The sequence below is a fragment of the Azoarcus sp. CIB genome (assembly GCF_001190925.1).
Classification (GTDB): domain Bacteria; phylum Pseudomonadota; class Gammaproteobacteria; order Burkholderiales; family Rhodocyclaceae; genus Aromatoleum.
In genome coordinates this window covers 3,442,695-3,468,346 of record NZ_CP011072.1, presented here as the reverse complement: position 1 = coordinate 3,468,346, position 25,652 = coordinate 3,442,695, and the positions used below count along the sequence as shown (strand labels likewise).

The window sequence follows — 25,652 nt, the reverse complement described above, 5'->3', positions numbered from 1 at the left end:
GGCGATCGGCCGTACGAAGGGGGAAATCCCCCCTCAGGGGCGTGGCGACGGGTGCTGGATCAGCCGCTTCAGGCCGATGATGTCCAGGATGCGGATGTGCTTCTGCTGCACCGCGATCAGGCCGTCGTCCTGGAACTTCGAAAAGGCGCGAGACACCGTTTCAAGCTTCAGGCCCAGATAGGAACCGATCTCCTCGCGGGTCATGCGGAGGTGGAACTCCGCCGGAGAGAAGCCGCGCGCCGTGAATCGCTGGGACATGTTGAGCAGGAAGGCCGCCAGGCGCTCTTCTGCGCGCATGGAGCCGAGGAGGGTCATCACGCCATGGTCACGCACGATTTCGCGGCTCATCACCTTGTGGAACTGCAGTTGCAGCCCCTCGACCACCCGCGACAGCTCTTCGAGCTTGCTGTACGCGATCACGCAGACTTCGCTGTCCTCCAACGCGATCGCGTTGCACGAATGGGTTTCGGTGCTGATGCCGTCGAGGCCCAGCATTTCGCCGGTCATCTGGAAGCCGGTGACCTGTTCGCGACCGTCCTCGAGCAGCACGTCGGTCTTGAACGAGCCGGCGCGGATCGCGTAGATCGCTTCGAAGGGATCGCCCGCGCGATACAGATTCTGCTGCCGCTTGATCTTGCGACGCGCGCCGACGAGTTCGTCGAGGCGGTCGATTTCCGATTCCGACATCCCGAACGGCAGGCACAACTCGACCAGGTTGCACTGGGAGCATGCGACCTTCAGACTCGCCACTGTAATCGGCACCGTCGCCTTCATTTGCACGATAATATTGTTCCTTCTACGTCGACCGAGAAGTGGCAGGCGCCCGGCGGAATGGACCGTTGATCCACGTCAACCACGAAACTGCGGCTTTTTGAGATCGTACGGAATGCACTCAAGCGATACAACCATGACCAGTCAGAAAGATCTTGTTTTCGACCAGCAGTTGATTCGTCGGTTCGACATCAACGGGCCTCGCTACACGTCCTACCCCACGGCCGATCGCTTCGTCGAAGCGTTCGATGCCCGTGCATTGCGGGACTGGCTGGCGCAACGCGGCGTCGGGGGCGTGAGTAAGCCGCTCTCATTATACTTCCACATCCCGTTCTGTAACACGATCTGCTACTACTGCGCCTGCAACAAGATCATCACCAAGGATCATGCGCGCTCCGCCAAGTACCTGAAATATCTCGACAAGGAAATCGAGATGCAGGCTGCCGCACTGGGTGGGAGCCATCAGGTGACGCAGCTGCACCTCGGCGGCGGCACGCCGACCTTCCTGTCGCACGACGAGCTGCGCGAGCTCATGGATTCGGTGCGTAAGCGCTTCACGCTCGTGCCGAACGGCGAGTACTCGATCGAGGTCGATCCGCGCAAGGTTGATTTCGACACCGTGAAGCTGCTTGCCGACCTCGGCTTCAACCGCATGAGCGTCGGTGTACAGGACTTCAACGAAGAGGTGCAGGAGGCGGTCAACCGCATCCAGAGCTACGACGAGACCAAGCTCGTGATCGACGCAGCTCGTGCCACCGGCTTCAAGTCGATCAGCATGGACCTGATCTACGGCCTGCCGCGCCAGAACATCATCAGCTTCAATCGGACGCTCGAACAGGTGCTGGAGCTGTCGCCCGATCGCATCTCCCTGTACAGCTACGCGCACCTGCCGGGCCTGTTCAAGCCGCAGCGTCGCATCGCGATCAACGACATGCCGACGTCGGACACCAAGCTGCAGATCCTGCAGTTGGCGATCCGCCGCCTGACCGAGGCGGGCTACGTCTATATCGGCATGGACCACTTCGCGAAGCCGGACGACGAGCTGACGATCGCCCAGCGCCAAGGGCGTCTGCACCGGAATTTCCAAGGCTATTCAACGCAGGCCGAGTGCGACCTGATGGCGTTCGGGGTCTCGGCGATCGGCAAGATCGGCCCGGTGTACGCACAGAACGTGAAGACGCTCGACGAGTACTACGACGCCCTCGATCGCGACGAGCTGCCCGTGCTGCGCGGCATCGAGCTTACTGCCGACGATCTGCTGCGCCGGTCGATCATCCAGGCCCTGATGTGCCACTTCGAACTGTCGATCGACTCGATAGAGATCGCGCACCTGATCAAGTTCGACGAATACTTCGCCGACGAACTCGAGGATCTCAAGGCGATGGAAGAGGCCGGCCTGCTGAAGGTCAGCGACAAGTGGATCAGCGTGCTGCCCGCGGGGCGGCTGCTGGTGCGCGGCATCGCGATGGTGTTCGACCGCTACCTGCGCTCCGACCGCGAGCGCGCGCGCTATTCGAAGGTCATCTGAGCCGCTCCGGCCGCCAGCGGCCGCGGGCTGTACGGGCCGGGAGAAGGTGATACAGTGCGGGCGTCCTCGGGCGCCCGCTTTGTTTTTTTGCGTCGCGCCCCCGGGCTTCTCCCGTCTTGCCGACTATCGCCATGCCTGAAACCGGTTACATCGCAGCCTTCCTGATCGGCCTTCTGGGAGGCACGCACTGCGTCAGCATGTGCGGCGGCATCGTCGGCGCGCTCACCGTGAACATGCCGGGCCGGACCGGGCGCCAGTGGCCGGTGCATCTCGCCTACAACCTCGGGCGGATCGCGACCTACACGATGCTGGGCGGGGCGCTCGGTGCCCTCGGCACGGTCGGCATGCTGTTCTCGGACATCCTGCCGGTGCAGATGGGCCTGTATGTGCTGGCGAACCTGATGCTCGTCGCCCTGGGCCTGTACCTGACCGGCTTCACCCAGCTGCTCGCGCCGGTGGAGCGGGTGGGCCTGGTGCTGTGGAAGCGCGTGCAGCCCTTTACCGCACGCTTCATTCCCGCCCGTTCGGTCGGGCAAGCCCTGCCGCTGGGGCTGTTGTGGGGCTTCCTGCCCTGCGGCCTCGTCTACAGCGTGCTGACGACGGCGCTGGTGACCGGTTCGGCCGGGCGCGGGGCGGGGCTGATGCTGGCTTTCGGGCTCGGCACGCTGCCGAACCTGATGCTCGCGGGCATGGTGTTCAAGCGCTTTCGCGATATCACGCGCAATCGCCGCGTGCGATTCGTTGCCGGGATGCTGGTGCTGGGGTTCGGCGTGTTTGGGTTGTTTCATGCGCCCAGCCTCGGCGGCGCCCTCTGGCGCGGTGTCGTGTGCGAGGTCTGAGCGCCGTCAGGGCGCCTGCTCGGCGGACCGGGCGCGAGCTCTACCCCGCGGCACGGGCGGCGGCTCGGGGGTGTTCGCGAGCGCGTGGAGAATCGGGCAGGGGGCGGGTGCCTCGGTATGCTCGCAACAGGTTACGAGTCCCTGCAGGGCGCTGCGCATCTCGGTCAGTTGGCGGATGCGGGACTCGACGTCCGCGATCTTGGACTGGGCGAACGCACGTGCCCGCTCGCGGTCTGTTTCTTCGTCGAGCGCAAGCAGGTCGGCGATCTCGTCGAGGCTGAAGCCGAGCGACTGGGCGCGGCGGATGAAACGCAGGCGGGCGAGTTCGTCGTTGCCGTAAACGCGAAACGCGCCCTTGTGTGCGCCGTTCGGCGACAGCAGGCCGCGGCGCTGGTAATAGCGCACTGTCTCGACGCCGACTCCGGCCGATTTCGCCAACGCACCGATCGTGAGGTCGTTCATGGGGTTGACTCCGTACTTGGGTACGGGGTCTAGACTGCCATCAAGCGTTCCGTTTCGCAATCGGCGATCCGAATGCGCGGATCCCGGATAGGCCGAATGGAGTGGTGAAGATGAGTGCTCCCGAAACGACAATGAAAAGTCCGACCCTTGAACTGCCGGTTTCCGGAATGACCTGTGCCGCGTGTGCGGCGCGGATCGAGAAGGTGCTGAACCGGCTGCCCGGTGTCGATGCTTCGGTCAATCTTGCTGCGGAAAAGGCGCATGTGCGCGTCACGGATCCCGCGAGCGGCCCCGAGCAGGTGATCGCGGCGATCCGCAAGGCAGGTTTCGATGTGCCGCAGGCCACGATGGAACTGGGCATCACTGGCATGACCTGCGTTGCGTGCGCGACCCGGCTGGAGAAGGTTCTCAAACGGCTTCCGGGCGTGGATGCGACGGTGAATTTCGCGACCGAGCGCGCGACGTTGCGTTACCAGCCAGGCCTCGTCGTGCCGGAAGCCATTCGCGAGGCAGTGCGCCGCGCGGGTTTCGCGGGTGTCGAGACGGGGGTTGCCGCGCGCGAGCAACAGCGCCTGCAGCAGGCGCAGGCGTGGAAGCGCGAGATGCAGCGCTTCTGGATCGCGGCCCTGCTCACCTTGCCGCTGTTGGTGCAGATGCCCCTGATGTTCGGCGGACAATCGGCAGGTGCGCATGAACTCGTCCCCCGCTGGATCCAGTTGCTGCTCGCCACGCCGGTACAGTTCTGGGTCGGCGCACGCTTCTACCGCGGTGCGTGGTCCGCTCTGCGCGGCGGCGGCGCCAATATGGATGTACTGGTGGTGCTTGGCACGTCGATGGCGTGGATCTACAGCACGGTGGTGACGCTGCTCGGTCGTCACGACCTGCATGTGTATTTCGAGGCATCGGCGACGATCATCACCCTGATCCTGCTCGGCAAGTTGCTCGAGGCGCGTGCGAAGGCGCGCACGACGGTGGCGCTCGACGCCCTGTTGCGCCTGCAGCCGAAACTTGCGTTTGTCGAGCGCGACGGCGAGATCGTTTCCGTTCCCGTCGAGACCCTGCAGCCTGACGACCGGTTCCTTGTGCGCCCCGGCGACGCCATTCCAGTGGATGGCGAGGTCGAGGTCGGCGAGTCTGCGATCAACGAGGCGATGCTGACCGGAGAAAGCATGCCGGTCGACAAGCGCCCTGGCGACAAGATCTTTGCCGCGACCCTGAATGGACAGGGGGTCTTGCGTTGTCGGGCGACCGGGGTCGGCGCGCACACGCTGCTGGCGGGAATCATCCGCATGGTCGAGCAGGCCCAGGGCTCGAAAGCGCCGGTGCAGCGGCTCGCGGACCGCATCGCGGCCGTGTTCGTACCGGTCGTCGTGGCGATCGCCGCGCTCACTTTCGTCGGATGGTGGTGGCTGGCAGGGGATTTTGCGCAGGCATTGATCAGTTCGGTCGCGGTGCTGGTGATCGCGTGTCCCTGTGCGCTCGGGCTGGCCACGCCGACTGCGATCATGGTCGGAACGGGGCAGGGCGCGCGCGCGGGCATGCTCGTCAAGAATGCCGAGGCGCTTGAGCTGGCCGAAAAAATCCGCGTGCTCGCGGTCGACAAGACCGGCACGCTGACCGAAGGCTCGCCGGAGGTGAGTGAGGTGATTCCCGCCGCCGGCCGGAGTCGCGAGGAGTTGCTCGCGGTCGCGGGCGCCCTCGAGGCGACGAGCGCTCACCCGATCGCCGCAGCGATCGTCCGCGCCGTACGCGAATCGGGCGTGTCACTGCCGGCCTCAACGGACGTCATGGCCGTGGCGGGCAAGGGGCTTGCGGGTCGTGTCGACGGGCGCGACGTGGTCGTCGGCACGCCGGCTTTTCTCGACGAGCGGCAGGTCGCGGTGGACGCTGCCGCCTGCGAGCGGATTGCGGCGGGGGGCAAGACCCTCGTGGCCGTTGCCGTTGACGGCGTGTTTGCTGGCGTTATCGGCGTGGCGGACCGTGTTCGCGGCGATTCTGCCGCCGCGGTGGCTCGACTCAAGGCGCACGGCCTGCGGGTGGTGATGCTGACTGGCGATCACCCGGCCACGGCTGCGGCGATCGCGGCCCAGACGGGCATCGAGGACTGGCGCGCGGGTGTAATGCCGGGCGACAAGGCCGCAGCCGTCAAGGCGCTCGCCGGCCACGGACGAGTCGGAATGGTCGGCGACGGCATCAATGACGCGCCGGCCTTGGCGGCGGCCGACGTGTCGTTCGCGATCGGCGTCGGTTCGGATGTCGCGGTCGAGGCCGCGGACATTACGCTGGTGAGGAACAGTCTGCACGGGGTTGCCGACGCGATCGAGCTGTCGCGGGCGACGCTGTCGAAGATCCGGCAGAATCTGTTCTTCGCCTTTGTCTACAACGTGCTGGGCATTCCGCTGGCGGCATTGGGGTTGCTCAATCCCGTGATTGCCGCGGCGGCGATGGCAATGAGTTCGGTTTCGGTGATCACCAATTCGCTGCTGTTGCGGCGCTGGGCGCCGGACCGCTGAAGCGATTTCTCGGGAGAAACTGAAATGGTGGAAGTGACGATCAAGGTCGAGGACATGAGTTGCGGCGGGTGCGTGCGCAACGTGACAACCGTCCTCAAGGCGCTGCCCGGCGTGAGCGATGCCCAGGTGTCGCTCGAAGCCGCCCAGGCCGTGGTCCGGTACGATCCGGCGAAAGTGTCCGTGGAGGCGATGCGCGCAGCGGTGGAGGACGCCGGCTTCGGTTGCCCTGCCTGACGAGGCTTGGCTGGAGTCAGTCGTCGAGGCGGAAGACGATGGGCACCAGAAGCGAACTGTCGATGGGCGTTTCGCCCTGGCGTGCCGGCACGAACCGCCATGACCGCACGGTTTCGAGCGCTGCGTCGTCCAGTCGCGGATGTCCGCTGCTTTGGGCGATTTCTGCAGTTTCTGCACGTCCGTCGGCGCGAACGCGCACGCGCAATGTGACCTTCCCCTGTTCGCCGCGGCGTCGGGACAACTTCGGATACTGCGGAGCGGGGTTGTCGAGGTAGGCGGCGTCGTATCTCGATGGGTGGAACGACACTCCTGTCCCCGACGTGGTCGCGGCAGACGCCGGCGTGACTCCCGCGACACTTGCGGGCGCCGGGGGTGCGGGTGTAGCGGGGGGGCTCGGATGTCCGCCCGGTTGCCGCGGTTCTTCATGCGTCTGCGGCGCGTGCGTTTCTGGCGTCGTGCGCCCGACGGCTGGTGCGGACGCGTCCGCGGGAGGCGGGTGGCCGGCAGGAGGTTCCTTCCGGCGTCCTCGGGTTTGCGCGGGCGGCGGGGCGAGCTGCTGCCGCGCGGGAACGGCCACATGCGTGGCGCGAGTATCGTGCGGATCGGGTGACGCGATGGCCGTGTCGGGCCGGGGCCGGGCATCAGCAGGCGCAAGCAGGCGAACGCTGATTGCCGTCGTTTCCGCCGGTTGCGGTACCAGATGCGCATCTCCGCCCAGGCCCGAGAGCGCGGCCAGTCCGGCGGCGTGTGCGCCGGCGACCACAGTCAGCCATCCCCAATGGACCGCTCGCAGCCCAAGCTTCGGGCGGCGCGATGGTGGCGAGGCCGTGGGAGGTGTTGCGTGCATCCGGAGTGGGGGCGTTCATGCAATCAGGGCGCGCGATTATAGCGTGGCGGGGGGAATGCCCGCGGTCACCGGCTGCCCGATCTGGTCGCCGAATGTTTCAAGCGGCCGACGACGCAGGGCATTTCCACATATAATTCGCCCATAAAATTTTCACGGGAGGGAAGTATGGGTTTCGATCAGGTGAAGGCCGGAAAGGACGTGCCGAACGACATCAACGTCATTATCGAGATTCCGGCGCAGGCCGATCCGATCAAGTTCGAGGTGGACAAGGACAGCGGCGCCGTGTTCGTCGACCGCTTCATGGGCACCTCGATGCGTTATCCGATCAACTACGGCTACGTTCCGCACACCATCGCCGGTGACGGCGACCCGGTCGACGTGCTGGTCGTGACGCCTTTCCCGCTGATGCCTGGCGTGGTCATCCGTTGCCGCCCAGTGGGCGTGCTGAAGATGGAAGACGACGGCGGCCAGGACGCGAAGGTCGTCGCGGTGCCCGTGTCGAAGCTCACCCCGCTGTACGACAAGGTCCAGACCACCGACGATCTGCCCGAGCTGCTGATGAAGCAGACCGTGCACTTCTTCGAGCACTACAAGGATCTTGAGCCGGGCAAGTGGGTCAAGGTGCTGGGCTGGGGTTCGGTCGAAGACGCCAAGAAGGAAATCCTCGACGGTCTGGCAGCCGCCGGCAAGTAAGCCCGATAGCGTCCGCAGGATGCAGATGGCCCGCCCGAGAGCGGGCCATCTGCATTTTCGGGGTGTCGGACGTCCTACCCGAGCTTGCAGTCGCTGGCCAGCGGCTTGTTGGTGTCGCGGTCGAGGAGGATGCTCTTCCACGGCAGATCGATCCACACCAGCCCGCTACGATCGTCCTCGAAGCGCGGGAGACCCGAGTGCGAGGGATTGCGCGCAAGCTGGTAGCGTTTGCCGCTCCATCCGATCTGGATCAGGCTGGCGTCGCCAGTGGGGCGCTGAACGTCGACGCGTCGCCCCATGTCGCAGCGATAGGTGCCGCTTGCGAGGCTGAATTCGAGTTGCGGGTTGTCGACGCTTGCCGGCGTTTCGAGGACGTCCGGCTCGGCGCCCGTGGAGGGCGTCGGCGGCGTGGTCGAACAGGCGGCGAGCGCGAGAAGCGCGGCGAGGAGCGCGAAGCGGGCGAGCATCGAATGACCCGAAGGAGAACTTGATAATTGCATTCTAGTTCCGCCCTGTCGGGCATCGCCCGGGGCGCGCGCAGTCAAGCGTAACAGAAGGTTTCCTGTGTCGGGGCGGCCGTTCGCTGGGGCGTCCGGCTGCCGGGATGCCGGCCGACGCGGTATAGTTGCGCCCATGAAACAGCATGCTCAATCGCTCTCCATCGCCGTTGCCCAGCTGAATTGCACGGTGGGCGACCTGAAGGCGAACGCCGACCGGATCATCCGCGCCCTCGATCAAGCCCGCACGCTCGGTGCCGACCTCGTTCTGACCCCGGAACTCGCGCTGTCGGGCTATCCGCCCGAAGACCTGCTGCTGCGCCCGGATTTCTACCGCGCGTGCGCGTGCGAGGTGGCGCGCATCGCCGAGCATACGCAGGGCATCACGCTCGTGCTCGGCCATCCGGAAGCGCGGCAGGCCAAGCGCTACAACGCGGCTTCGGTGATCCGCGACGGGCGGATCCTGACCACCTATCACAAGCATCGCCTGCCGAACTACGAAGTGTTCGACGAGGAGCGCTATTTCGACCACGGGCGGGCCGCCTGCGTGTTCGAACTGAAGGGCGTCAAGCTCGGCGTGAACATCTGCGCGGACCTGTGGGAATCCGGCCCGGCCGAACTCGCGCGCGCTGAAGGGGCGCAGGTACTGCTGGGCCTCAATGCGTCGCCCTACCACATGAACAAGCTGCAGCGCCGCTACGAGGTGTTGCGCGAGCGGGTCGGCGGCACCGGCTTGCCGGTGGTTTACTGCAATATGGTGGGTGGACAGGACGAACTCGTGTTCGACGGCGCCTCGTTTGCGCTCAATGCGGACGGTTCGCTCGCATGGCAGGCGTCGGCATTCGACGAACGCCTCGACATCGTCCGCCTGCATGACGGGCGCTGGGCCGATGGCGAGCAGATCGCAGCGCGGCCGATCGAAGCCGAGGTGTATGAAGCGCTCAAAATCGGTGTACGTGACTATCTGGGCAAAAACGGCTTCCCGGGCGCCCTGATCGGGCTCTCCGGCGGCATCGACTCGGCGCTGACGCTGTGCATCGCGGTCGATGCCCTTGGCGCCGAAAAGGTGCGGGCCGTGATGATGCAGTCGCCCTACACCGCGCAGATGAGCCTTGATGATTCGCGCGAGCTCGTGGCGAACCTCGGTGTCCGCTATGACGAGATTCCGATCGAGCCGGCGATGAGTACCTTCGCCGGAATGCTTGCGGACCAGTTCCGGGGCCTGCCGGCCGACACGACCGAGGAGAACCTGCAGAGCCGCATCCGCGGCATGATCCTCATGGCGCTGTCGAACAAGACCGGCGCGATCGTGCTCACGACCGGCAACAAGAGCGAGATGGCAACCGGCTACGCGACGCTCTACGGCGACATGGCGGGCGGCTTCGCGGTGCTCAAGGATCTCTACAAGACCTTCGTGTTCCGGCTCGCGCGCTGGCGCAATACCGTCGGCCCGGTGATTCCGGAAAACATCATCACGCGTCCGCCCTCGGCGGAGCTCAAGCCGGACCAGAAGGACCAGGATTCCCTCCCTCCCTACGAGGTCCTCGATGCGATCATTGAGGCCTACATGGAACGCGACGAATCGCCGCGGGACATCATCGCGGCCGGTTATCCGGAGGCGGAGGTGCGTCGCACGGTGGCGATGCTCAAGCGCAATGAATACAAGCGGCGCCAGGCGCCGGTCGGGATCCGCGTCACCAAGAGAGGATTCGGCAGAGACTGGCGTTATCCGATAACATCGCGCTATCAAGACGAATATTGACCGTGCCGCGGGCGGTGGGCCGCGTGGCGACATCCCGCCGAGGAGATCGAAATGAAGAAGATTGAAGCCATCATCAAGCCGTTCAAGCTCGACGAAGTCCGTGAGGCGCTCTCCGAGGTCGGCATTGCCGGCTTGACGGTGTCCGAGGTGAAGGGGTTCGGCCGGCAGAAGGGGCATACCGAGCTGTATCGGGGGGCCGAGTATGTCGTGGACTTCCTGCCGAAGATCAAGGTCGAGATCGTCATCGGCGACGACCTGGTCGATCAGGCGGTCGATGCCATCATCAAGGCGGCCCACACCGGCAAGATCGGCGACGGCAAAATCTTCGTGATGCCGGTCGAGCAGGTCGTGCGCATCCGCACCGGCGAGACCAACGAAGCCGCGATCTGAGCGGCGTCCGTATCAGGGGCGGGTGGCGTTGCCCGCCCTGAGCAGCACCAGCAGGGCCCCCGAGCCGCCGTCGTGCGGGCCCGCCTGGCAGAACGCCAGAATCTCCTCGCGTTGCGCGAGCCAGCCGCGCGACAGGTGTTTCAGGATGGACTGCTTGCCCGGCGAGCCGTGGCCCTTGCCGTGGATCACCCGCACGCAGCGCCGGCCCTGCTGCAGGCTCGCGGCGAGAAAGTGCCCGAGCTCCTCGCGCGCCTCGTCGCGATTGCAGCCGTGGAGGTCCAGTTGGGCCTGCAGCACCCAGCGGCCGCGGCGCAGGTCGGTGAGCACGCGGCGCGGTAGCCCCGGCCGCAGGAAAGCCGCCTCTTCGCCCGTTTCCAGCCTGTCTTCCAGCGTCATCGGCGCTTCCATCGATTCGCGCAGCGCTGCGCGCTCGTCCTCGACGTGCTTCAGCGGGTGGGGCTGAGGGCGGGGGGCTTCGACTTCGGCGCGATTGCGCGTGTCGACCGGTTTGACGCCACGTGCCGCATAGTGAAAGAGATCGGTCGGGTCGGCGCTGTCCGCGTCCGCGGGCAGCAGCAGGAAATCGTGCCCCGGAGCGCCGGGCACTGCCGGCGCGTGCGTTTCGTGATGCCGCGCGCGGCGGCGATCCACGCCGACCTCTGCGCGGTTGCCGTGATCGATCGGGCGGACGTCTTCCATCGCGAAGCGGAAGAACTCACCGTCGTCGCGGGGCGTCCGCTGCCGCGGTGGTGCCGCAGGCGATGCGTCTTCGGCTTCCGGTGCCTGCGGGCGGCGAACGGGTGGGGGTTTCGGTGTTTCGAGCTCGGCCCTGCGTGCCGACGGCGGTAGCGGCTTGACATCCGGCAGCGCGGCTCGGAACAGATCGTTGTCCGCGTCGCTCGCGTCGGCGGTCGGGGTTCTGTCCGCATCGCTACCGGTGGCGGGGCGCTCGATCCGGCGGCCGAGCACCCGCTCCTCGCGCAGCTTGCCCCGCAGCGGAGCCAGTCCGTCGAACGGACTTTTCGATCGCCCGCTCCGATCGGCCGGGCGGGACGAGGCCGGGCGGGGCGGGCGCGGCACGGGGTCAGCTGCCGAGGGCGTCGAGGTAGCGTTCCGCGTCGAGGGCGGCCATGCAGCCGGTGCCGGCCGAAGTCACCGCCTGGCGGTAGATGTGGTCCTGCACGTCGCCTGCGGCGAACACGCCGCGCACGCTCGTTGAGGTGGCATCGCCCTCGCGACCGCCCTTGGTGACGATGTAGCCGCCTTCCATCTCCAGCTGGCCTTCGAAGATGTCGGTGTTAGGCTTGTGGCCGATTGCGATGAACACCCCCTGCAGCGCGACGTCCTTCGTTGCGCCGGTGTTGATGTCCTTCACGCGCATGCCCGTCACGCCGGTGTTGTCGCCGAGCACTTCGTCGAGCGTCGAATTGAGCGCCAGCTCGATCTTGCCGGCCGCAACCTTCTCCATCATCTTGTCGATGAGGATCTTCTCGGCGCGGAACTTCTCGCGGCGATGTACGACGGTGACCTTTTTCGCGATGTTCGCGAGGTACAGCGCCTCCTCGACGGCAGTATTTCCGCCGCCGATGACCGCCACGTCCTGGTTCTTGTAGAAGAAGCCGTCGCAGGTCGCGCAGGCGGATACGCCGCGGCCGGAGAATTTCTCCTCGGACGGCAGGCCGAGGTACCTGGCCGTGGCGCCGGTCGCGATGATCAGCGCGTCGCAGGTGTATTCGCCGGCGTCACCGATGAGCCGGAAAGGCTTTTCGGCGAGCTTCACGGTGTGGATGTGATCGAAGATCATCTCGGTGTTGAAGCGCTCCGCATGCTTCTGGAAGCGCTCCATCAGCGCCGGACCCATGACGCCGTCGGCATCGGCAGGCCAGTTGTCGACCTCGGTGGTGGTCATCAATTGACCGCCCTGAGCGAGTCCGGTGATGAGGACCGGATTCAGGTTCGCGCGTGCAGCATAGACGGCAGCAGTGTAACCGGCGGGGCCGGAACCGAGGATGAGCAGACGTGCGTGCTTGGTCGTCATGGCGATGTCTTCTTTCGGGTTGGCAATCGCGAAATTATAGCCGAGGGGCATCGACGTTCGATCCAATGGCGCCCATAGGTTCGAATAATCGCCAGTCCGCTTTCGATCGGCATGGCCGTCCTGCTATGGATTCGGCCTGCATCAATCGGCTTATAATGCGCCGAACATGTCACACAGTCGGCCTTCCTTGCGCCGATACTCATTGCACTGCCGTTTCCGGAGGTTCCATGACACAGGCTACTGCAGTTTCCACGGCCGCATTGAGGACGTTTCCCCTGTTCCAGGGGTTGTCCGACGAGACCTTGCTGGCGGTGGCGCACTCGGCAGTGATGCGGCGCATTCCCCGCGGCCAGGGAGTGCTGCATGCGGGCGATCGCAGCGACTTCGTGTATTTCGTGCTCACCGGTAGCCTCAAGGTGATCGTCAGCGACGAGGACGGGCGCGAGGTGATCCTCAGCATCCTGGGGCAGGGCGAACTCTTCGGGGAGATGGGGATTTTCGGCGAGCAACCGCGATCGGCGTCGGTCGTCGCGGTGACGCCGGCTGACCTGGTGCTGATCGCCAAGCATGATTTCCGGCGCATCATGCAGGACAACTTCGAGGTGGCCTGGCGCATCATGTGCAACCTGGCCGACCGTCTGCGCAATGCCGACCGCAAGATCGAGTCGCTCGCGCTGATGGATGTGTATGGGCGGGTCGCGCGACTGCTGCTGGAGATGTCGGAAGAAGTCGATGGCGCGGCGGTTGTTGTGCGCAAGATCACCAAGCAGGACATCGCGAAGATGATCGGCGCCTCACGCGAAATGGTGAGCCGCGTCATGAAGGACCTCGGGGCGCAGGGGCTCATCGAGGAAACCGATCACGGCATCGTCCTGCGCGACCGCCTGAACGACGTCTGAGGCGGGGCGCGGGCGCGCCTGTATCGCTTCGCAACAGCTTCCTCGGTCGGGATGGCTGATCGCATATAATCGCGAATTGTCGATTTCCCTGGGCCCGTTCCCGCGCCGATGTCGTCCCGTCAGTCTTCCCGTTCCCAGCCGTTGCCGGAACGGATTTCCCTCTTGCTACAGGAAGCGCGCTGGCTGATCCTCGGCGTGATGTCGTTGTATGTCGGGCTGGTCCTGCTCGGCTACAGCAAATCCGACCCCGGCTGGTCTCACGCCGCAGAAGTCACACGCGTCAGCAATCCCGGCGGGCGTTTCGGTGCCTGGCTGGCCGACCTGCTCTACTACCTGTTCGGTCTGTCCGCGTGGTGGTGGGTCGTGTTCCTGGGCTATGCCCTCGTATGGGGCTTCCGGCGGCTGCGCCATGACCTGCGGCTCGACCGACGCTCCTTCTTCTTCGTCCTGACCGGATTCTTCGTCGTGCTGCTGTCGAGCAGCGCGCTCGAATCGCTGCGGTTCTACTCGCACGGCGCGAGCGTGCCGCTGGCGCCGGGCGGTCTTGCGGGCGTCGAGATGGGCCAGTTGGTGCAGCGCTATCTAGGCTTCACCGGCGGAACGCTGATGTTGCTGGCGCTGTTCGCGTCCGGTTTGAGCCTTTTTTCAGGCATTTCGTGGCTTTCGGTGATCGAGCGTGTCGGGCTCTCGCTGGAGCGCGCGTGGCTGGGCGCGCAGGCCGCGTGGCAAGGATGGCAGGACCGCAAGGCCGGGCAGCAGGTCGCGCAGAAGCGCGAGGCGGTCGTCGAGACGAAGCGCCGCAAGACGGTCGCGACGCCTGCTCCGCAATTGCGCATCGAGCCCGCGGTCGCCGAAGTGCCGAAATCCGAGCGCGTCGAGAAGGAGCTCCGGCAGGAGCGGCAGCAGTCGCTGTTTGCCGATCTGCCGGCGTCGGCCGGTGCGATACCGCCACTGAGTCTGCTCGACCAGCCTTCGGGCGAAGTTGAGCCGCCTGCGGCCGAGGTGCTGGAATTCACCTCGCGCCTCATCGAGACCAAGCTCGGCGACTTCGGCGTCGAGGTGAAGGTGCTGGCGGCCTATCCGGGGCCGGTTGTGACGCGCTACGAGATCGAACCGGCGACGGGCGTGAAGGGCAGTCAGGTCGTGAATCTCGGCAAGGATCTCGCGCGTGCGCTGTCGCTCGTGTCGATCCGCGTCGTCGAGACGGTGCCGGGCAAGTCCTGCATGGCGCTCGAGCTGCCGAACATGAAGCGCCAGACCGTGCGCCTGTCGGAGATCCTCGGCTCCAAGGCCTATCACGACATGCATTCGCCGCTGACGGTGGCGCTCGGCAAGGACATCGGCGGCCAGCCGGCGGTCGCGGACCTCGGCAAGATGCCGCACCTGCTGGTTGCGGGCACGACCGGTTCCGGCAAATCGGTCGGGATCAACGCGATGATCCTGTCGTTGCTGTACAAGGCGGGGCCCGAGAGGGTCCGACTGATCATGGTCGACCCGAAGATGCTGGAGCTGTCGATCTACGAGGGTATCCCGCATCTGCTCGCGCCGGTCGTCACGGACATGAAGCACGCCGCCAACGCGCTCAACTGGTGCGTGGTGGAGATGGACAAGCGCTACAAGCTGATGGCGGCAGTCGGCGTGCGCAACCTGGCCGGCTTCAACAAGGCCGTGATCGAAGCGGAAAAAGCCGAAAAACCTCTGACCAACCCGTTCGCTATCAATCCGGACAACCCCGAGCCGCTCGAACAGTTGCCGCACATCGTCGTGATCGTCGACGAGCTCGCGGACATGATGATGGTGGTCGGCAAGAAGGTCGAGGAGCTGATCGCGCGGCTCGCACAGAAGGCGCGCGCGGCCGGCATCCACCTGATCCTCGCGACGCAGCGTCCGTCGGTCGACGTCATCACCGGCCTGATCAAGGCCAACGTGCCGACGCGCATCGCCTTCCAGGTGTCGAGCAAGATCGATTCGCGCACCATTCTCGACCAGATGGGGGCGGAAACGCTGTTGGGCATGGGTGACATGCTGTACCTGGCCCCGGGCACGGGCCTGCCCGTGCGTGTGCACGGTGCCTTCGTCGCCGACGAGGAGGTGCACAAGGTCGTCGACTACCTCAAGCGCAGCGGGCCGCCCGACTACGTCGAGGGCATCCTGTCGGCGCCCGAGGACGATCTCGATGCGGCTCTCGGGGGGAGCGGAGGCGGCGAGGGGGATGGCGAGGCCGATCCCTTGTACGACCAGGCAGTGGAGGTGGTCATCAAGACCCGGCGTCCGTCGATTTCTCTGGTGCAGCGTCATCTGCGCATCGGCTACAACCGTGCGGCCCGTCTGATCGAACAGATGGAGCGTGCCGGGCTGGTGTCGGCGATGGGAACGAACGGCAACCGCGAAGTGATCGTGCCGGCCAAGGAGGGCGAGTGAGTCTTACCGGAGTTGTCTTCAGGGCGGGGCTGCGCCTTGGCGCGGCGTTCGCGTTTGTTTGCGCGACGGGCGTCGCGTCGGCCGGCGGAATTGCGCAGTTGCGCCAGTTTGTCGATACCGCGCGCAGCGCGCAGGGCGAGTTCGAGCAGACGGTTTTTGCGGCCTCGGGGCGCAAGCCGCAGCGTGCGAGCGGCAGTTTCATGTTCGCGCGTCCGGGCAAGTTCCGATGGACCTACGACAAGCCATATCCGCAGTTGCTCGTCAGTGACGGCGACAAACTGTGGTCCTGGGACCGCGACCTGAATCAGGTCACGGTGAAACGCCTCGGCGATGCGCTGGGCAGCACGCCGGCGGCGATCCTTGCCGGTGACGACGCAATCGAGCGCAATTTCGAGCTCGCCGAGGCCGGATCGTCGGACGGGCTGGAATGGGTGCACGCGAAACCCAGGCAGGCCGACAGCAGCTTTGAGTCGATGCGCATGGGCTTTGCCGGCGGAAATCTCAAGCGCATGGAGCTGAAGGACAACTTCGGACAGACGACGCTGATCGAGTTCCGCTCGCTGGTTGCCGGTGCGCGCCCCGACCCCGCGCAGTTCCGGTTCGTTCCGCCGCCCGGCGCCGACGTGATCGGCGACTGAGACTCGCCGGCGATGGCTGATCTCTTCGATTCGGTGGAGCCGCCGCGCGTGCCGCTGGCCGAGCGGATGCGACCGAAACGGCTCGACGAGATTGCCGGCCAGCGCCATCTCGTGGGCCAGGGAAAGCCGCTGCGGCTCGCGTTTGAATCCGGCAAGCTGCATTCGATGATCCTGTGGGGACCGCCCGGTGTCGGCAAGACCACGCTCGCGCGGCTGATGGCGCAGGCCTTCGATGCCGATTTCGTTGCCCTGTCGGCGGTGTTCTCGGGCGTCAAGGATATCCGGGAGGCAGTCAGTCAGGCGCAGGCCGCCAAGGCGCGAGGCCGTCACACGATCCTCTTCGTCGATGAGGTGCATCGCTTCAACAAGGCTCAGCAGGATGCCTTCCTGCCATTTGTTGAACAGGGACTCGTCACCTTCATCGGCGCGACGACGGAAAATCCCTCCTTCGAGGTCAACTCGGCCTTGCTGTCGCGTGCGGCGGTGTATGTGCTGGAGCCGCTCGACGACGAGGCCATGGGCGGATTGTTCGAGCGGGGAAGGGCGACGGCATGCCCGGACCTTGTCTTCGAGGAGACTGCGCGCGAACGCATGATCGGCTTTGCCGACGGCGATGCGCGGCGGCTAATGAACCTGATCGAGCAGGTGCAGGTTGCTGCCGAGACGGCGGGCGTGAATCCGGTCACCCCGGAATTCGTCGACGACGCCTTGTCGAGCAAGCTCAGGCGCTTCGACAAGGGGGGCGAAGCCTTCTACGACCAGATTTCGGCCCTGCACAAGTCGGTGCGCGGCTCCAATCCGGACGCAGCCCTGTACTGGCTGTGCCGGATGCTCGACGGTGGCGCGGACGCGCTATACCTCGGTCGCCGGCTCGTACGCATGGCCGTCGAGGACATCGGTCTTGCCGATCCGCGTGCGCTCGAAATTGCACTGAACGCCTGCACGACCTACGAGCGGCTGGGGTCGCCCGAAGGCGAACTGGCGCTCGCGCAGGCGGTGATATTCCTTGCCTGCGCCGCGAAATCGAACGCGGTGTACAAGGCCTACAACGCTGCGCGGCAATACGTGGGGAACGACGTGTCGCGCCCCGTGCCGCTGCACCTGCGCAACGCGCCGACACGGCTCATGAAAGAACTGGGGTACGGCAAGACCTACCGTTATGCCCACGACGAGCCGGAAGCCTATGCGGCGGGCGAGACCTACCTGCCCGACGGGATGGTGCCGCCGGGCTGGTATCGTCCTACGCCTTACGGGATGGAAGCACGTATCGCAGCCAAGCTCGACCATTTGCGCGAACTTGACGCGGCAGCGGTGCCGGACCCGAGGCCCGGTGTGCGCAGCAAGAAGGAATAAGGCGTTCCCTGGGCCTCAGTGGGACAAGGGATGGTCGGCCATGAAACGTGCCTGAACGCTCTTTGCGCGCTCGGCCTGCCTAAGGTCGCCGCGCTCGGTGGCCCGGTCGATCAGATCCTGCATATAGCCTGTAAGTACTAAAACGCCTTCGGGGGTCTGGACCATGCCGCAGACGATCTGTGCAGCGGCTCCATCGGGAATCCCCTCGTGCTCGGCAATCAATGCAACTTCGTCATCGGTCAAATCGCAGTAGTCAAGGCAGTCCCGGATAGACAGCATACGTATCTCCTTATATGTGGCGTGCGCCGTCTGTGCGGCGTTCCTTTGAATATTCACTATAAGCCACGATGTGCCGAATTCAAGGACGAGTTTGCTCTAAATGTTTCGGTAAGGTGTTGATTGCAATAATATAATTGTGCGTTGCGGCATCTGGGTAGTTTTGCCCTAAAATGTCATGAGACAGAACGAGTTGGCGACGGATCACGAAGTCCCGTCGCAGTATTCATCGCCTAATCATTGAATTGAAAGACTTTCGGAAAAGCCATGCTTGACATCCAACTGCTACGCAACCAGATCGACGTCGTTACCAGCGCACTGGCCGCGCGTGGCATGAGTTTCGACTCCGTGGAGTTCCAGTCGCTCGAGAACGAGCGCAAGAATCTGCAGACCCGTACGCAGGAGCTCCAGGCGCAGCGCAATTCGCTTTCCAAGCAGATCGGCATCCTGAAGGGCAAGGGTGAGGACGCTTCGGCGGTGATGGCTGAGGTGGCCGGAATCGGCGACGAACTCAAGGCCAACGAACAGGCGCTCGCCGTGCTCTTGGCGCGCATCGACGCGCTTCTCGCCGGGCTGCCGAACCTGCCGCATGCGAGTGTGCCGGTCGGCAAGGACGAGACCGCGAACGTCGAGGTGAGCCGCTGGGGGACGCCACGTGAATTCGCCTTCGAGGTCAACGATCACGTCGACGTCGGTGGCGGGCTGGGCGGCCTGGATTTCGAGACCGCGGTCAAGATCACCGGGTCGCGCTTTGCGCTCATGCGCGGGGGCGTGGCCCGCATGCATCGCGCGCTGGCGCAGATGATGCTCGACGTGCATACGCGCGAGCACGGCTACACCGAAGTCTATGTGCCCTACCTGGTCAATGCCGAAAGCATGTTCGGCACCGGCCAGCTGCCGAAGTTCGAGGCGGACCTGTTTGCTGTGCCGTGGGACGACGGGCGTTTCTACCTGATTCCGACGGCCGAGGTGCCGGTCACCAACATCGTGCGCGGCGAACTGCTGGCAGCGGACGCGTTGCCGCTCAAGTTCGTCAGCCACACCCCCTGCTTCCGCTCCGAGGCGGGCAGCTACGGGCGCGACACGCGCGGGATGATTCGCCAGCACCAGTTCGACAAGGTCGAGCTGGTCAGGATCGAGCATCCGGACAATTCCTGGGCGGCACTCGAGGAGCTGACCGGCCACGCGGAGGCTATCCTGCGCAAGCTCGAACTGCCCTATCGCAAGATCGTCCTATGCACGGGCGACATGGGCTTTTCGTCGGCGAAGACCTACGACCTCGAAGTGTGGCTGCCGGCGCAGAACGCCTACCGCGAGATCTCGTCCTGCTCCTGCTTCGAGGCCTTCCAGGCGCGTCGCATGCAGGCGCGGTTCAGAAATGCGCAGGGCAAGAACGAGCTCGTGCATACGCTCAACGGCTCCGGCCTTGCGGTCGGCCGGACCCTGGTCGCGGTGCTGGAAAACTACCAGCAGGCCGACGGTTCGGTCGTCGTTCCGAAGGCGCTCGTGCCCTACATGGGTGGTATCGAGGTGCTCGAACCGCGCGGCTAACCGTCGCTCGGGGGCGGCGTTTTCACGGCCGCCCCGAGCTTCAGTCCCGCGGGCTGAAGAGGCGGGATGTAGGCGCGTTCGAGGCGCAGCAGGATGTCGTGGTAGTTGCGGATGTTCTCCGCCATGATCACCGCTTCGCCACCCCTGGCCGCGCCGGCCTTCAGGCGGCTGGCGTATTCGGGTCTCGACATCAGGGGCAGCACCGCCTTCATGTCCAGCCAGCTGGTGTTGTTCTTGCCCATCCGCTGGGCGATCGTCCGGGCGCCGTTCATGTGCCCCATCCCCAGGTTGTAGGCGGCAGCAGCCATCCAGGAACGGTCCGGTTCGGACACGTCGTCCGGAAGTTGCTCCCTGAGCAACGCGAAATAGCGCGCGCCTCCGAGAATGCTCTCGCGCGGGTCGAGGCGGTCGCGCACGCCCAGGCGGTCCGCCGTTTCCGAGGTCAGCATCATCATTCCCCTCACTCCCGACCACGAGGTCGCGAGCGGATCCCAGTGCGACTCCTGATACGCGAGTGCGGCGAGAAAGCGCCAGTCTATGCCGGTCAGAGCCTGGGCTTCATGAAAATGCGGCCGATAGCGCGGAAGGCGGGCCCGGATGCGGGCAAGGAAGGTCGTGACCGCGGTATCGTCGAGGCGGCGTATGTGGCCGAAGTAGCGGTCGGACAGGCGCGCGAGCGTGTCGTCGGTGCGCGCGGCGGCGAGAAAATCCTCGATCTCGGTGGCCAGTCCGCCCTTCGCATCGGGGGGGAGTGCCCAGCCGACTGTCGAGCTGACGGGCAGGTCGACGACCACCGCCAGGTTCGGAGAGGTCTGTGCGGCCAGTGCAAAATGAACGCGGTCCGTGGCGACGAGGTCCAGACGGCCTTGCGCCAGTTCGTCGAGCAGGTGCTCGTCGGCCGCGTTTGCCGGGAAATGGAGGTTCATGTCCGGAACCCGCTTGCGGGCCTGGTTCAGGTAGTCGGCCGCGAGCGAACCATGGCGTACCGATACCGTGCGCCCCCCCAGCGCGCGCTCTTCGATGAACTCCGGATTGTCGGTGCGTCCGACGACGACGTAGTCGATTTCTCGTAGCGGACTGGTCCAGTTGAGCGGCAACTTGTCGTTGCGGCCGACCCCCGCTGCTGCGAGATGCACCTGCCCCCGGAGCACGGCCTCCAGCGTTCGTGTCGCGTCGGGAAACAGTACGAAGCGGACCGGAACGCCTAGACGCTCGCCCAGCTTTTGCAGCAGGTCGTGATCAAAGCCGGATGCTCTCCCGTCGCCCGTGGTGCGATAGGAGGCCGGATCGACCCGGGTCGCCACGCGCAACTCGCCTGCGCTCCGATAATCGGAGACCTGGTGGAGATCGGTGAGTTTCGGCGTCGCGCCCGGCTCGCAGCCGGCGACGAAGAGTGCGGCGATGGTGATCAGAAATGCGCGCAAGCGGTCGTACCGTTGAACATAACCGCATGATTCTGATGGAGACCGACGAAATGGGCAATGCCGCCACAATTCCATTGTCCTGAACGTGATACTTTCCTGCCTTGTCCGAACCTTGTATATGTGTGCGGCGGAGGCGGTGCGGGCGTATGAGGAGTTTCAGGAGGCCGGTGCGAAGATCCCTGCCTGACGCCGCCCAGCGCGCGCACAAAAATTTTTGTGTTGTTGTTGCCCCGCGGAATTTTCTGCGTATAATTCGGCCTCCCGCAAGGCTAGCCCTAGCGGGAGTCGGAGAGGTGGCAGAGTGGTCGAATGTACCTGACTCGAAATCAGGCGTAGGTGCGAGCCTACCGTGGGTTCGAATCCCACCCTCTCCGCCAAGCAGTATAAAGAGTTAGAAAACGTTGTTGACGCAAGATTAAAGTCTGCTATAATCTTGCTTCTTCAAAAAGCGCCCGTAGCTCATCTGGATAGAGTACTTGGCTACGAACCAAGGGGTAGGGAGTTCGAATCTCTCCGGGCGCGCCACAGATTCAAGCAAAAAGGCCAGTCGAAAGATTGGCCTTTTTGCTTTTTAGACCCTTTCGGTGTCGGTTTCTTCGCGCACAGGCGTTCGAGGCGCTTCCCGTGTGCCGTTACATGACGTCGAACAGGTATGCGAAGACCGCGAGACCCATCGCAACCCAGGCAACGAGAAAGGCAGGCCAGCGTACCCTGTTGAACCAGGTGTCGTTGATCCGCCGTTTCGGTGCTGCGTTCGGATCGATCTCGTGTGTGCGACGGTCTTCGGTGGAAAGGTCCGGCGGCGCGCCGTGGCCGGAATGGTAATTGATGGCTGACATGATCGCCCCCTCCTCCCGAACGTCTATTCGGTGGTCTCGGGTCGCGTTCGGTGGCGACCCGTTTCCAGTATAGACACCCGCCATGCGGTCTCGCCGGAGTCGAGAGTAGCCTTCGGGGGCGCCGGAACAAAAAAAGGGACGCCTGTGGCGTCCTTTGTGCAACGAGCGTCCGGGGCGATCGTTCTGGGCGCTTAGGCGCCGGATGCCTGGATGCGCTGGAATACCTCAGGAAGATTCACGACGCGGTTGCCGACCAGCGCGATGCGCTGGCGGGCGACGCCTGCGCGATGCAGCTTGTCAGCGTTGGTCGGTTCAGCGACCCATGCCTTCACGTGCGGATGGCGGTTGAGCAGGTCGGCGAGCATCAGTGCGCCGGTCGCGTCGAGGTAGGACATCTCGCACAGGTTCAGCGTCCTCACCTTGCCGTCAGCAAGGCGCGTGGCGATTTCACCCGCCACGTTGGAACTCGTCAGGAAGCTGATGCCGTGACTGACCGTCAGCACCGCTTGTCCGCGTACGTCGTGCACGTCGACTCGATGGTCGCTCAGCATGCCGCGCAGCGCGAGGATGAGCATCAGGGCGATCCCCACCGGAACCGAGACTGTGAGGTCGATGGTGACGGTCAATAGCACCGTCAGCACCGTGAGCATGCCCTCGCGGGCGTCGATCCTCGCGATGGTGCGGATTTCGTGCATCTCGATGAGGCGGCGCGCAGTGAGCAGCAGGACTGCGGCGAGCGAGGCCATGGGCAGCAGGCTGATGGCGCCATAGAGGAGGGCGACGAAGGCGGCGAGGAATACTGCGTGCAGGATGGCAGCCGTTCTTTCCGTGGCGCCGCTCATGACGTTGGTGCTGCCGCGCACGATCACGCCCGAGGTCGGGAGTCCGCCGATGAAGGGGACGACCAGGTTCGCCAGGCCGAGACCGAACAATTCGCGGTCCGGGTTGTGACGGGTGTTCGTCATCGCGTCCAGTGCCTTGGACGAGAGCAGCGATTCGACGGCGATCAGGATACCCAGAGTGAACGCGGCCGGGATGATCTTGTCCAGATGGGTTGTCAGTGCGGTGAGGAAAACTGAAGAGATGCCAACGCTGCCGACCGAGATTTCATACAGTGCGCCGATGGTGCGTACGGGGTGGCCGGCGCTGGCCAGCGACAGCGACAGCGAGGTGCCCGCGAGCAGCGCGACCACGGGCGCAGGCAACCATTTCGCCATGCGCGTCCGGCCCCACAGCAGCGCAGCGACGACCGTCGCGATCATGACCACCAGTTCCCATGGGTTGCCGTCGCGCAGATGGGTGGCTGTGTAGGTGAGTTTTTGGATGATGTCATGCCCCGTGGCCTCGATCCCGAGCCCGGCCGGAATCTGACCGAGCAGAATCAGGACGCCGATGCCCGTGGTGAAGCCGACGATGACCGAGTGCGGCATCAGCTCCATTGCTTTGCCGAGACGGAGCAGGCCGATGGCGATGACGACCAGGCCGGCGAGGAAGGTCGCTGCAAGGAGAACTTCCAGACCGTGTTCGGCGATCAAGCCGTAGATGATGGTGATGAAGGCGGCTGCAGGGCCGGAAACCTGGAATCGGGAGCTGCCGAACAGGCCGGCGATGAGGCCGCCAGCGACACCCGAGACGATCCCGGCCATGGGGTTTGCTCCCGACGCAATCGCGAAGGCGATGCATAGCGGAAGGGCAACGACCGCGACGATGAAGCCGGCGAAGATGTTGTTGGTGGTGAATCCGGATATGAGTGTTTTCAAGCTGACCTCCTGAATCAGTGGGCGCGCGGCGCGATGGCTCATGACGCCGCAAGCAGGGCTGTCGTACGCGGTCGGGCCGGAAGACCGGGGCGGACAACAGGTGCGAAGGCGAGTTGCTCGGGGTCGTATGCTTCGACGACCCCTCGTTCGATAACGTAGTACCAGCCGTGGAGAGTCAGACTGCCGTCGGCGACGCGGCGGGCAACTGCCGGGTACGTCATCAGGTTTGCAAGATGTTGGACGACCATGGCCTTTTCGGTGGCGCGCATGACGTGCTCGCGCTCCTCGCGGCCGCCGAAGCGGGAACGGGCGGAAGGGGCTCCATGAGCCCGCTGCGCCAGGACGAGATCGCGCACTCGGCTTCCCTGTGCGAGCCATTTGCGCGTGAGCGCCAGCTCGTCCGGGTGCTCGGTCTGGTACAGGGCTGCGCACGCACCGCAGTGCGAGTGACCGCAGACGACGATTTCCGAGACTCCGAGGACGGATACCGCGTATTCGATGCCAGCGCCTGTGGAGCTGCATTCCTGTCCCGGACGGTGCGGGGGAATCATGTTGCCGACATTGCGCATCACGAACAGGTCGCCCGGGGCCGACTGGGTGAGGGCATGAGGCACGATGCGGGAGTCGGCGCAGGTTATGAACAGCGTGTCGGGGTTTTGCCCTTCGCGCACGAGTTCGACGAACTTCGACCGATTCTTCCGGAAGTAGCTGCGATGGAACCGTGCGACGCCTTTGACGAGGGAATCAACCATTTTGAAGCTCCTGTGAAGACGGGGAACGGCGCTTGCCGCCAGTCCCTGTGGCAGTTTCCATGCCAGCGGAGCTAATACCCTTTCACATCAATGGTTTCTTGGTGCAATGGAAAATGCGGCGCGGAGGGGATGTTGCAGTGCGCCAAGAAACTGTCGGTTCCTGACGACTTGATTCGCGTCGATCGTCCAGTATATTGATTTGAAATGCGAATTCGTGTCGCCGGAAAGCGACGGCCTCCTTCGGGGCACTCCGGAGCCGACGGGCATCGTGCCGCTCCGATGCGCGGAGGTCGGCGACGCCGCGCTGTAACCGTCAGCGGCGCAGGACCTTCCAGTGTCGGTGGATCTCGCTCAACGCGGCAAGACCGCCCGACGGGATCGACAGGCCCTTGCGGCCGGGAATCTCGGGTGCGCGGGGGTTGATGCGCACGAGGGTTCCACCCGCGCGCTCGCTGAAGCGGCGGATCGTGGGGATGTCGACGCCCGCGCCGATCTCGATGACGACGAGGCGGCTGACGCGTTCGAGCCAGGCTGCCAGTGCTTCCTGCTGTGCGGCGCTGCGGGCGTCTATCCAGTCCCAGTCGCCGAACATCAGGATGTTCGGGCGCGCTATCCCGCCGCAGTGGGGGCAGCGGGGCGGTTCCGAGTGGAGGCGGCATTCCGCCTCGTTCACGCGGGGTTCGAACCCGGTGGCTTCCCAGATTGCGTCGCGGCACGGCTGCAGGCACTGCAGATGATGGATCGATCCATGGATTTCCGCGACGCGGGAGGGCTTGAATCCGGCCTTCTGGAACTGCCCGTCCACATTGCTCGTCAGGACGAATGCGCCCCAGGGCATGTCCTCTGCAAAATCGCGCAGAAGGCGGAAGCCTTCATGCGGAACGGTTTCCCGGTAGAGCCGCAGCCGGTGTCCGTAGAATCCCCAGGCGCGTGCAGGATCCGCACGGAAAGCGGAGGGGTTGGCGATTTCGGTGAACGATGTGCCGCTGTGTGCAAGTGCCGGGTAGGCCTTCCAGAAGCCCGCGTTGCCGCGGAAGTCGGGCAGGCCGGAATCGACACCCATGCCGGCGCCGGCCGTGACGAGAAGGGCGTCGGCACTCGCGATGGCCCAAGCGCATTGCTCCAGGGTTGCAGGGAGATCGGCGTCCATGGCGCGCGAACCCCG

The 25,652-nt window shown here is 64.9% G+C and carries 24 protein-coding genes and 2 tRNA genes; 14 read left to right on the top strand and 12 right to left on the bottom strand.

Annotation, left to right across the window (positions count from 1 at the left end):
- Nucleotides 1–33: 33 nt before the first annotated feature.
- The gene (gene fnr / locus AzCIB_RS15400; protein ID WP_050416705.1) at nucleotides 34–774 is read right to left on the bottom strand and encodes a fumarate/nitrate reduction transcriptional regulator Fnr; all 741 of its coding nucleotides are present in this window, start codon (nucleotides 772–774) and stop codon (nucleotides 34–36) included.
- A gap of 133 nt (nucleotides 775–907) precedes the next feature.
- Here fnr and hemN point away from each other — a divergent pair, with 133 nt between their 5' ends.
- The gene (gene hemN, locus AzCIB_RS15395) at nucleotides 908–2,299 is read left to right on the top strand and encodes an oxygen-independent coproporphyrinogen III oxidase (protein ID WP_050416704.1); all 1,392 of its coding nucleotides are present in this window, start codon (nucleotides 908–910) and stop codon (nucleotides 2,297–2,299) included.
- A 131-nt stretch (nucleotides 2,300–2,430) separates the two neighbouring features.
- Nucleotides 2,431–3,138: a sulfite exporter TauE/SafE family protein gene (locus AzCIB_RS15390; protein ID WP_050416703.1), complete on the top strand. Its 708-nt coding sequence runs from the start codon at nucleotides 2,431–2,433 to the stop codon at nucleotides 3,136–3,138.
- A 6-nt stretch (nucleotides 3,139–3,144) separates the two neighbouring features.
- On the opposite strand, the gene AzCIB_RS15385 is transcribed toward AzCIB_RS15390, so the two are convergent.
- Nucleotides 3,145–3,600: a MerR family transcriptional regulator gene (locus AzCIB_RS15385; protein WP_050416702.1), complete on the bottom strand. Its 456-nt coding sequence runs from the start codon at nucleotides 3,598–3,600 to the stop codon at nucleotides 3,145–3,147.
- Between the two features lie 131 nt (nucleotides 3,601–3,731).
- Between AzCIB_RS15385 and AzCIB_RS15380 the strand changes: the two genes are divergently transcribed.
- On the top strand, nucleotides 3,732–6,113 hold the full coding sequence (locus tag AzCIB_RS15380) for a heavy metal translocating P-type ATPase (protein WP_050416701.1): 2,382 nt from the start codon (nucleotides 3,732–3,734) through the stop codon (nucleotides 6,111–6,113).
- Nucleotides 6,114–6,137: 24 nt separating this feature from the next.
- A complete protein-coding gene (locus AzCIB_RS15375; protein WP_050416700.1) occupies nucleotides 6,138–6,347 on the top strand; it encodes a heavy-metal-associated domain-containing protein in 210 nt (69 codons plus the stop codon).
- 16 nt (nucleotides 6,348–6,363) lie between these two features.
- Here the strand turns inward: AzCIB_RS15375 and AzCIB_RS24715 are convergent, their stop codons facing one another.
- On the bottom strand, nucleotides 6,364–6,654 hold the full coding sequence (locus tag AzCIB_RS24715) for an energy transducer TonB (protein ID WP_050416699.1): 291 nt from the start codon (nucleotides 6,652–6,654) through the stop codon (nucleotides 6,364–6,366).
- A gap of 705 nt (nucleotides 6,655–7,359) precedes the next feature.
- Between AzCIB_RS24715 and ppa the strand changes: the two genes are divergently transcribed.
- The gene (gene ppa / locus AzCIB_RS15365; protein ID WP_050416698.1) at nucleotides 7,360–7,887 is read left to right on the top strand and encodes an inorganic diphosphatase; all 528 of its coding nucleotides are present in this window, start codon (nucleotides 7,360–7,362) and stop codon (nucleotides 7,885–7,887) included.
- 74 nt (nucleotides 7,888–7,961) lie between these two features.
- Here ppa and AzCIB_RS15360 read toward each other — a convergent pair whose 3' ends face one another.
- A complete protein-coding gene (locus AzCIB_RS15360; RefSeq protein ID WP_050416697.1) occupies nucleotides 7,962–8,354 on the bottom strand; it encodes an MliC family protein in 393 nt (130 codons plus the stop codon).
- A 166-nt stretch (nucleotides 8,355–8,520) separates the two neighbouring features.
- On the opposite strand from AzCIB_RS15360, the gene AzCIB_RS15355 reads away from it, so the two are divergent.
- Nucleotides 8,521–10,146 (top strand): NAD+ synthase, encoded by a 1,626-nt coding sequence (locus tag AzCIB_RS15355; RefSeq protein ID WP_050416696.1) that lies wholly within the window; start codon nucleotides 8,521–8,523, stop codon nucleotides 10,144–10,146.
- Between the two features lie 51 nt (nucleotides 10,147–10,197).
- Entirely contained in the window at nucleotides 10,198–10,536 is a 339-nt protein-coding gene (locus AzCIB_RS15350) for a P-II family nitrogen regulator (RefSeq protein ID WP_018991238.1), read from the top strand.
- A gap of 12 nt (nucleotides 10,537–10,548) precedes the next feature.
- Here AzCIB_RS15350 and AzCIB_RS23870 read toward each other — a convergent pair whose 3' ends face one another.
- Together AzCIB_RS23870 and trxB are read right to left on the bottom strand one after the other, a co-directional pair.
- Nucleotides 10,549–11,616, bottom strand: coding sequence for a Smr/MutS family protein (locus tag AzCIB_RS23870; protein WP_232299236.1), 1,068 nt, complete (start codon nucleotides 11,614–11,616; stop codon nucleotides 10,549–10,551).
- 4 nt (nucleotides 11,617–11,620) lie between these two features.
- The gene (gene trxB / locus AzCIB_RS15340) at nucleotides 11,621–12,574 is read right to left on the bottom strand and encodes a thioredoxin-disulfide reductase (protein ID WP_050418390.1); all 954 of its coding nucleotides are present in this window, start codon (nucleotides 12,572–12,574) and stop codon (nucleotides 11,621–11,623) included.
- Between the two features lie 227 nt (nucleotides 12,575–12,801).
- Between trxB and AzCIB_RS15335 the strand changes: the two genes are divergently transcribed.
- The 4 genes from AzCIB_RS15335 (at nucleotide 12,802) to AzCIB_RS15320 (ending at nucleotide 17,885) form a co-directional block, all read left to right on the top strand.
- Nucleotides 12,802–13,473, top strand: coding sequence for a Crp/Fnr family transcriptional regulator (locus AzCIB_RS15335; RefSeq protein ID WP_050416695.1), 672 nt, complete (start codon nucleotides 12,802–12,804; stop codon nucleotides 13,471–13,473).
- Between the two features lie 108 nt (nucleotides 13,474–13,581).
- Nucleotides 13,582–15,894: a DNA translocase FtsK gene (locus AzCIB_RS15330; protein ID WP_050416694.1), complete on the top strand. Its 2,313-nt coding sequence runs from the start codon at nucleotides 13,582–13,584 to the stop codon at nucleotides 15,892–15,894.
- The gene (lolA, locus tag AzCIB_RS15325) at nucleotides 15,891–16,532 is read left to right on the top strand and encodes an outer membrane lipoprotein periplasmic chaperone LolA (RefSeq protein WP_050416693.1); all 642 of its coding nucleotides are present in this window, start codon (nucleotides 15,891–15,893) and stop codon (nucleotides 16,530–16,532) included. The genes AzCIB_RS15330 and lolA overlap by 4 nt, the downstream gene beginning before the upstream one ends.
- A 12-nt stretch (nucleotides 16,533–16,544) precedes the next feature.
- A complete protein-coding gene (locus AzCIB_RS15320) occupies nucleotides 16,545–17,885 on the top strand; it encodes a replication-associated recombination protein A (protein WP_050416692.1) in 1,341 nt (446 codons plus the stop codon).
- 15 nt (nucleotides 17,886–17,900) lie between these two features.
- Here the strand turns inward: AzCIB_RS15320 and AzCIB_RS15315 are convergent, their stop codons facing one another.
- Nucleotides 17,901–18,164 (bottom strand): hypothetical protein, encoded by a 264-nt coding sequence (locus tag AzCIB_RS15315; protein ID WP_050416691.1) that lies wholly within the window; start codon nucleotides 18,162–18,164, stop codon nucleotides 17,901–17,903.
- 264 nt (nucleotides 18,165–18,428) lie between these two features.
- On the opposite strand from AzCIB_RS15315, the gene serS reads away from it, so the two are divergent.
- Nucleotides 18,429–19,712: a serine--tRNA ligase gene (serS, locus tag AzCIB_RS15310; RefSeq protein ID WP_050416690.1), complete on the top strand. Its 1,284-nt coding sequence runs from the start codon at nucleotides 18,429–18,431 to the stop codon at nucleotides 19,710–19,712.
- Here the strand turns inward: serS and mltF are convergent.
- Nucleotides 19,709–21,136 carry a membrane-bound lytic murein transglycosylase MltF gene (gene mltF / locus AzCIB_RS15305; protein WP_050416689.1) on the bottom strand — a complete coding sequence of 476 codons (1,428 nt, stop codon included), beginning with the start codon at nucleotides 21,134–21,136 and terminating at the stop codon, nucleotides 19,709–19,711. The two genes, serS and mltF, sit on opposite strands and share 4 nt — an antisense overlap.
- 287 nt (nucleotides 21,137–21,423) lie before the next feature.
- Between mltF and AzCIB_RS15300 the strand changes: the two genes are divergently transcribed.
- Nucleotides 21,424–21,513 (top strand) — tRNA-Ser (locus AzCIB_RS15300).
- A 71-nt stretch (nucleotides 21,514–21,584) separates the two neighbouring features.
- A tRNA-Arg gene (locus AzCIB_RS15295) sits at nucleotides 21,585–21,661 on the top strand.
- Between the two features lie 107 nt (nucleotides 21,662–21,768).
- On the opposite strand, the gene AzCIB_RS15290 is transcribed toward AzCIB_RS15295, so the two are convergent.
- The 4 genes from AzCIB_RS15290 to AzCIB_RS15275 form a co-directional block, all read right to left on the bottom strand.
- Nucleotides 21,769–21,975: a hypothetical protein gene (locus tag AzCIB_RS15290; RefSeq protein WP_050416688.1), complete on the bottom strand. Its 207-nt coding sequence runs from the start codon at nucleotides 21,973–21,975 to the stop codon at nucleotides 21,769–21,771.
- A 191-nt stretch (nucleotides 21,976–22,166) separates the two neighbouring features.
- Nucleotides 22,167–23,735, bottom strand: coding sequence for a SulP family inorganic anion transporter (locus AzCIB_RS15285; protein WP_198149537.1), 1,569 nt, complete (start codon nucleotides 23,733–23,735; stop codon nucleotides 22,167–22,169).
- A 38-nt stretch (nucleotides 23,736–23,773) separates the two neighbouring features.
- On the bottom strand, nucleotides 23,774–24,487 hold the full coding sequence (locus tag AzCIB_RS15280; protein ID WP_050416686.1) for a carbonic anhydrase: 714 nt from the start codon (nucleotides 24,485–24,487) through the stop codon (nucleotides 23,774–23,776).
- A gap of 313 nt (nucleotides 24,488–24,800) precedes the next feature.
- Nucleotides 24,801–25,637: an SIR2 family NAD-dependent protein deacylase gene (locus AzCIB_RS15275; RefSeq protein WP_050416685.1), complete on the bottom strand. Its 837-nt coding sequence runs from the start codon at nucleotides 25,635–25,637 to the stop codon at nucleotides 24,801–24,803.
- Nucleotides 25,638–25,652 lie beyond the last annotated feature (15 nt).

What these genes read in the sequence shown, in the direction of transcription:
- AzCIB_RS15280 (WP_050416686.1), bottom strand. Translation starts at nt 24,487, where the DNA reads ATGGTTGATTCCCTCGTCAAAGGCGTCGCACGGTTCCATCGCAGCTAC.
- AzCIB_RS15320 (WP_050416692.1), top strand. Translation starts at nt 16,545, where the DNA reads ATGGCTGATCTCTTCGATTCGGTGGAGCCGCCGCGCGTGCCGCTGGCC.
- hemN (WP_050416704.1), top strand. Translation starts at nt 908, where the DNA reads ATGACCAGTCAGAAAGATCTTGTTTTCGACCAGCAGTTGATTCGTCGG.
- AzCIB_RS15355 (WP_050416696.1), top strand. Translation starts at nt 8,521, where the DNA reads ATGAAACAGCATGCTCAATCGCTCTCCATCGCCGTTGCCCAGCTGAAT.
- AzCIB_RS15350 (WP_018991238.1), top strand. Translation starts at nt 10,198, where the DNA reads ATGAAGAAGATTGAAGCCATCATCAAGCCGTTCAAGCTCGACGAAGTC.
- AzCIB_RS15380 (WP_050416701.1), top strand. Translation starts at nt 3,732, where the DNA reads ATGAAAAGTCCGACCCTTGAACTGCCGGTTTCCGGAATGACCTGTGCC.
- ppa (WP_050416698.1), top strand. Translation starts at nt 7,360, where the DNA reads ATGGGTTTCGATCAGGTGAAGGCCGGAAAGGACGTGCCGAACGACATC.
- AzCIB_RS15290 (WP_050416688.1), bottom strand. Translation starts at nt 21,975, where the DNA reads ATGTCAGCCATCAATTACCATTCCGGCCACGGCGCGCCGCCGGACCTT.
- fnr (WP_050416705.1), bottom strand. Translation starts at nt 774, where the DNA reads ATGAAGGCGACGGTGCCGATTACAGTGGCGAGTCTGAAGGTCGCATGC.
- AzCIB_RS15335 (WP_050416695.1), top strand. Translation starts at nt 12,802, where the DNA reads ATGACACAGGCTACTGCAGTTTCCACGGCCGCATTGAGGACGTTTCCC.
- AzCIB_RS15390 (WP_050416703.1), top strand. Translation starts at nt 2,431, where the DNA reads ATGCCTGAAACCGGTTACATCGCAGCCTTCCTGATCGGCCTTCTGGGA.
- trxB (WP_050418390.1), bottom strand. Translation starts at nt 12,574, where the DNA reads ATGACGACCAAGCACGCACGTCTGCTCATCCTCGGTTCCGGCCCCGCC.
- AzCIB_RS15385 (WP_050416702.1), bottom strand. Translation starts at nt 3,600, where the DNA reads ATGAACGACCTCACGATCGGTGCGTTGGCGAAATCGGCCGGAGTCGGC.
- AzCIB_RS15275 (WP_050416685.1), bottom strand. Translation starts at nt 25,637, where the DNA reads ATGGACGCCGATCTCCCTGCAACCCTGGAGCAATGCGCTTGGGCCATC.
- AzCIB_RS15360 (WP_050416697.1), bottom strand. Translation starts at nt 8,354, where the DNA reads ATGCTCGCCCGCTTCGCGCTCCTCGCCGCGCTTCTCGCGCTCGCCGCC.
- AzCIB_RS15315 (WP_050416691.1), bottom strand. Translation starts at nt 18,164, where the DNA reads ATGCTGTCTATCCGGGACTGCCTTGACTACTGCGATTTGACCGATGAC.
- serS (WP_050416690.1), top strand. Translation starts at nt 18,429, where the DNA reads ATGCTTGACATCCAACTGCTACGCAACCAGATCGACGTCGTTACCAGC.
- AzCIB_RS15330 (WP_050416694.1), top strand. Translation starts at nt 13,582, where the DNA reads ATGTCGTCCCGTCAGTCTTCCCGTTCCCAGCCGTTGCCGGAACGGATT.
- AzCIB_RS15375 (WP_050416700.1), top strand. Translation starts at nt 6,138, where the DNA reads ATGGTGGAAGTGACGATCAAGGTCGAGGACATGAGTTGCGGCGGGTGC.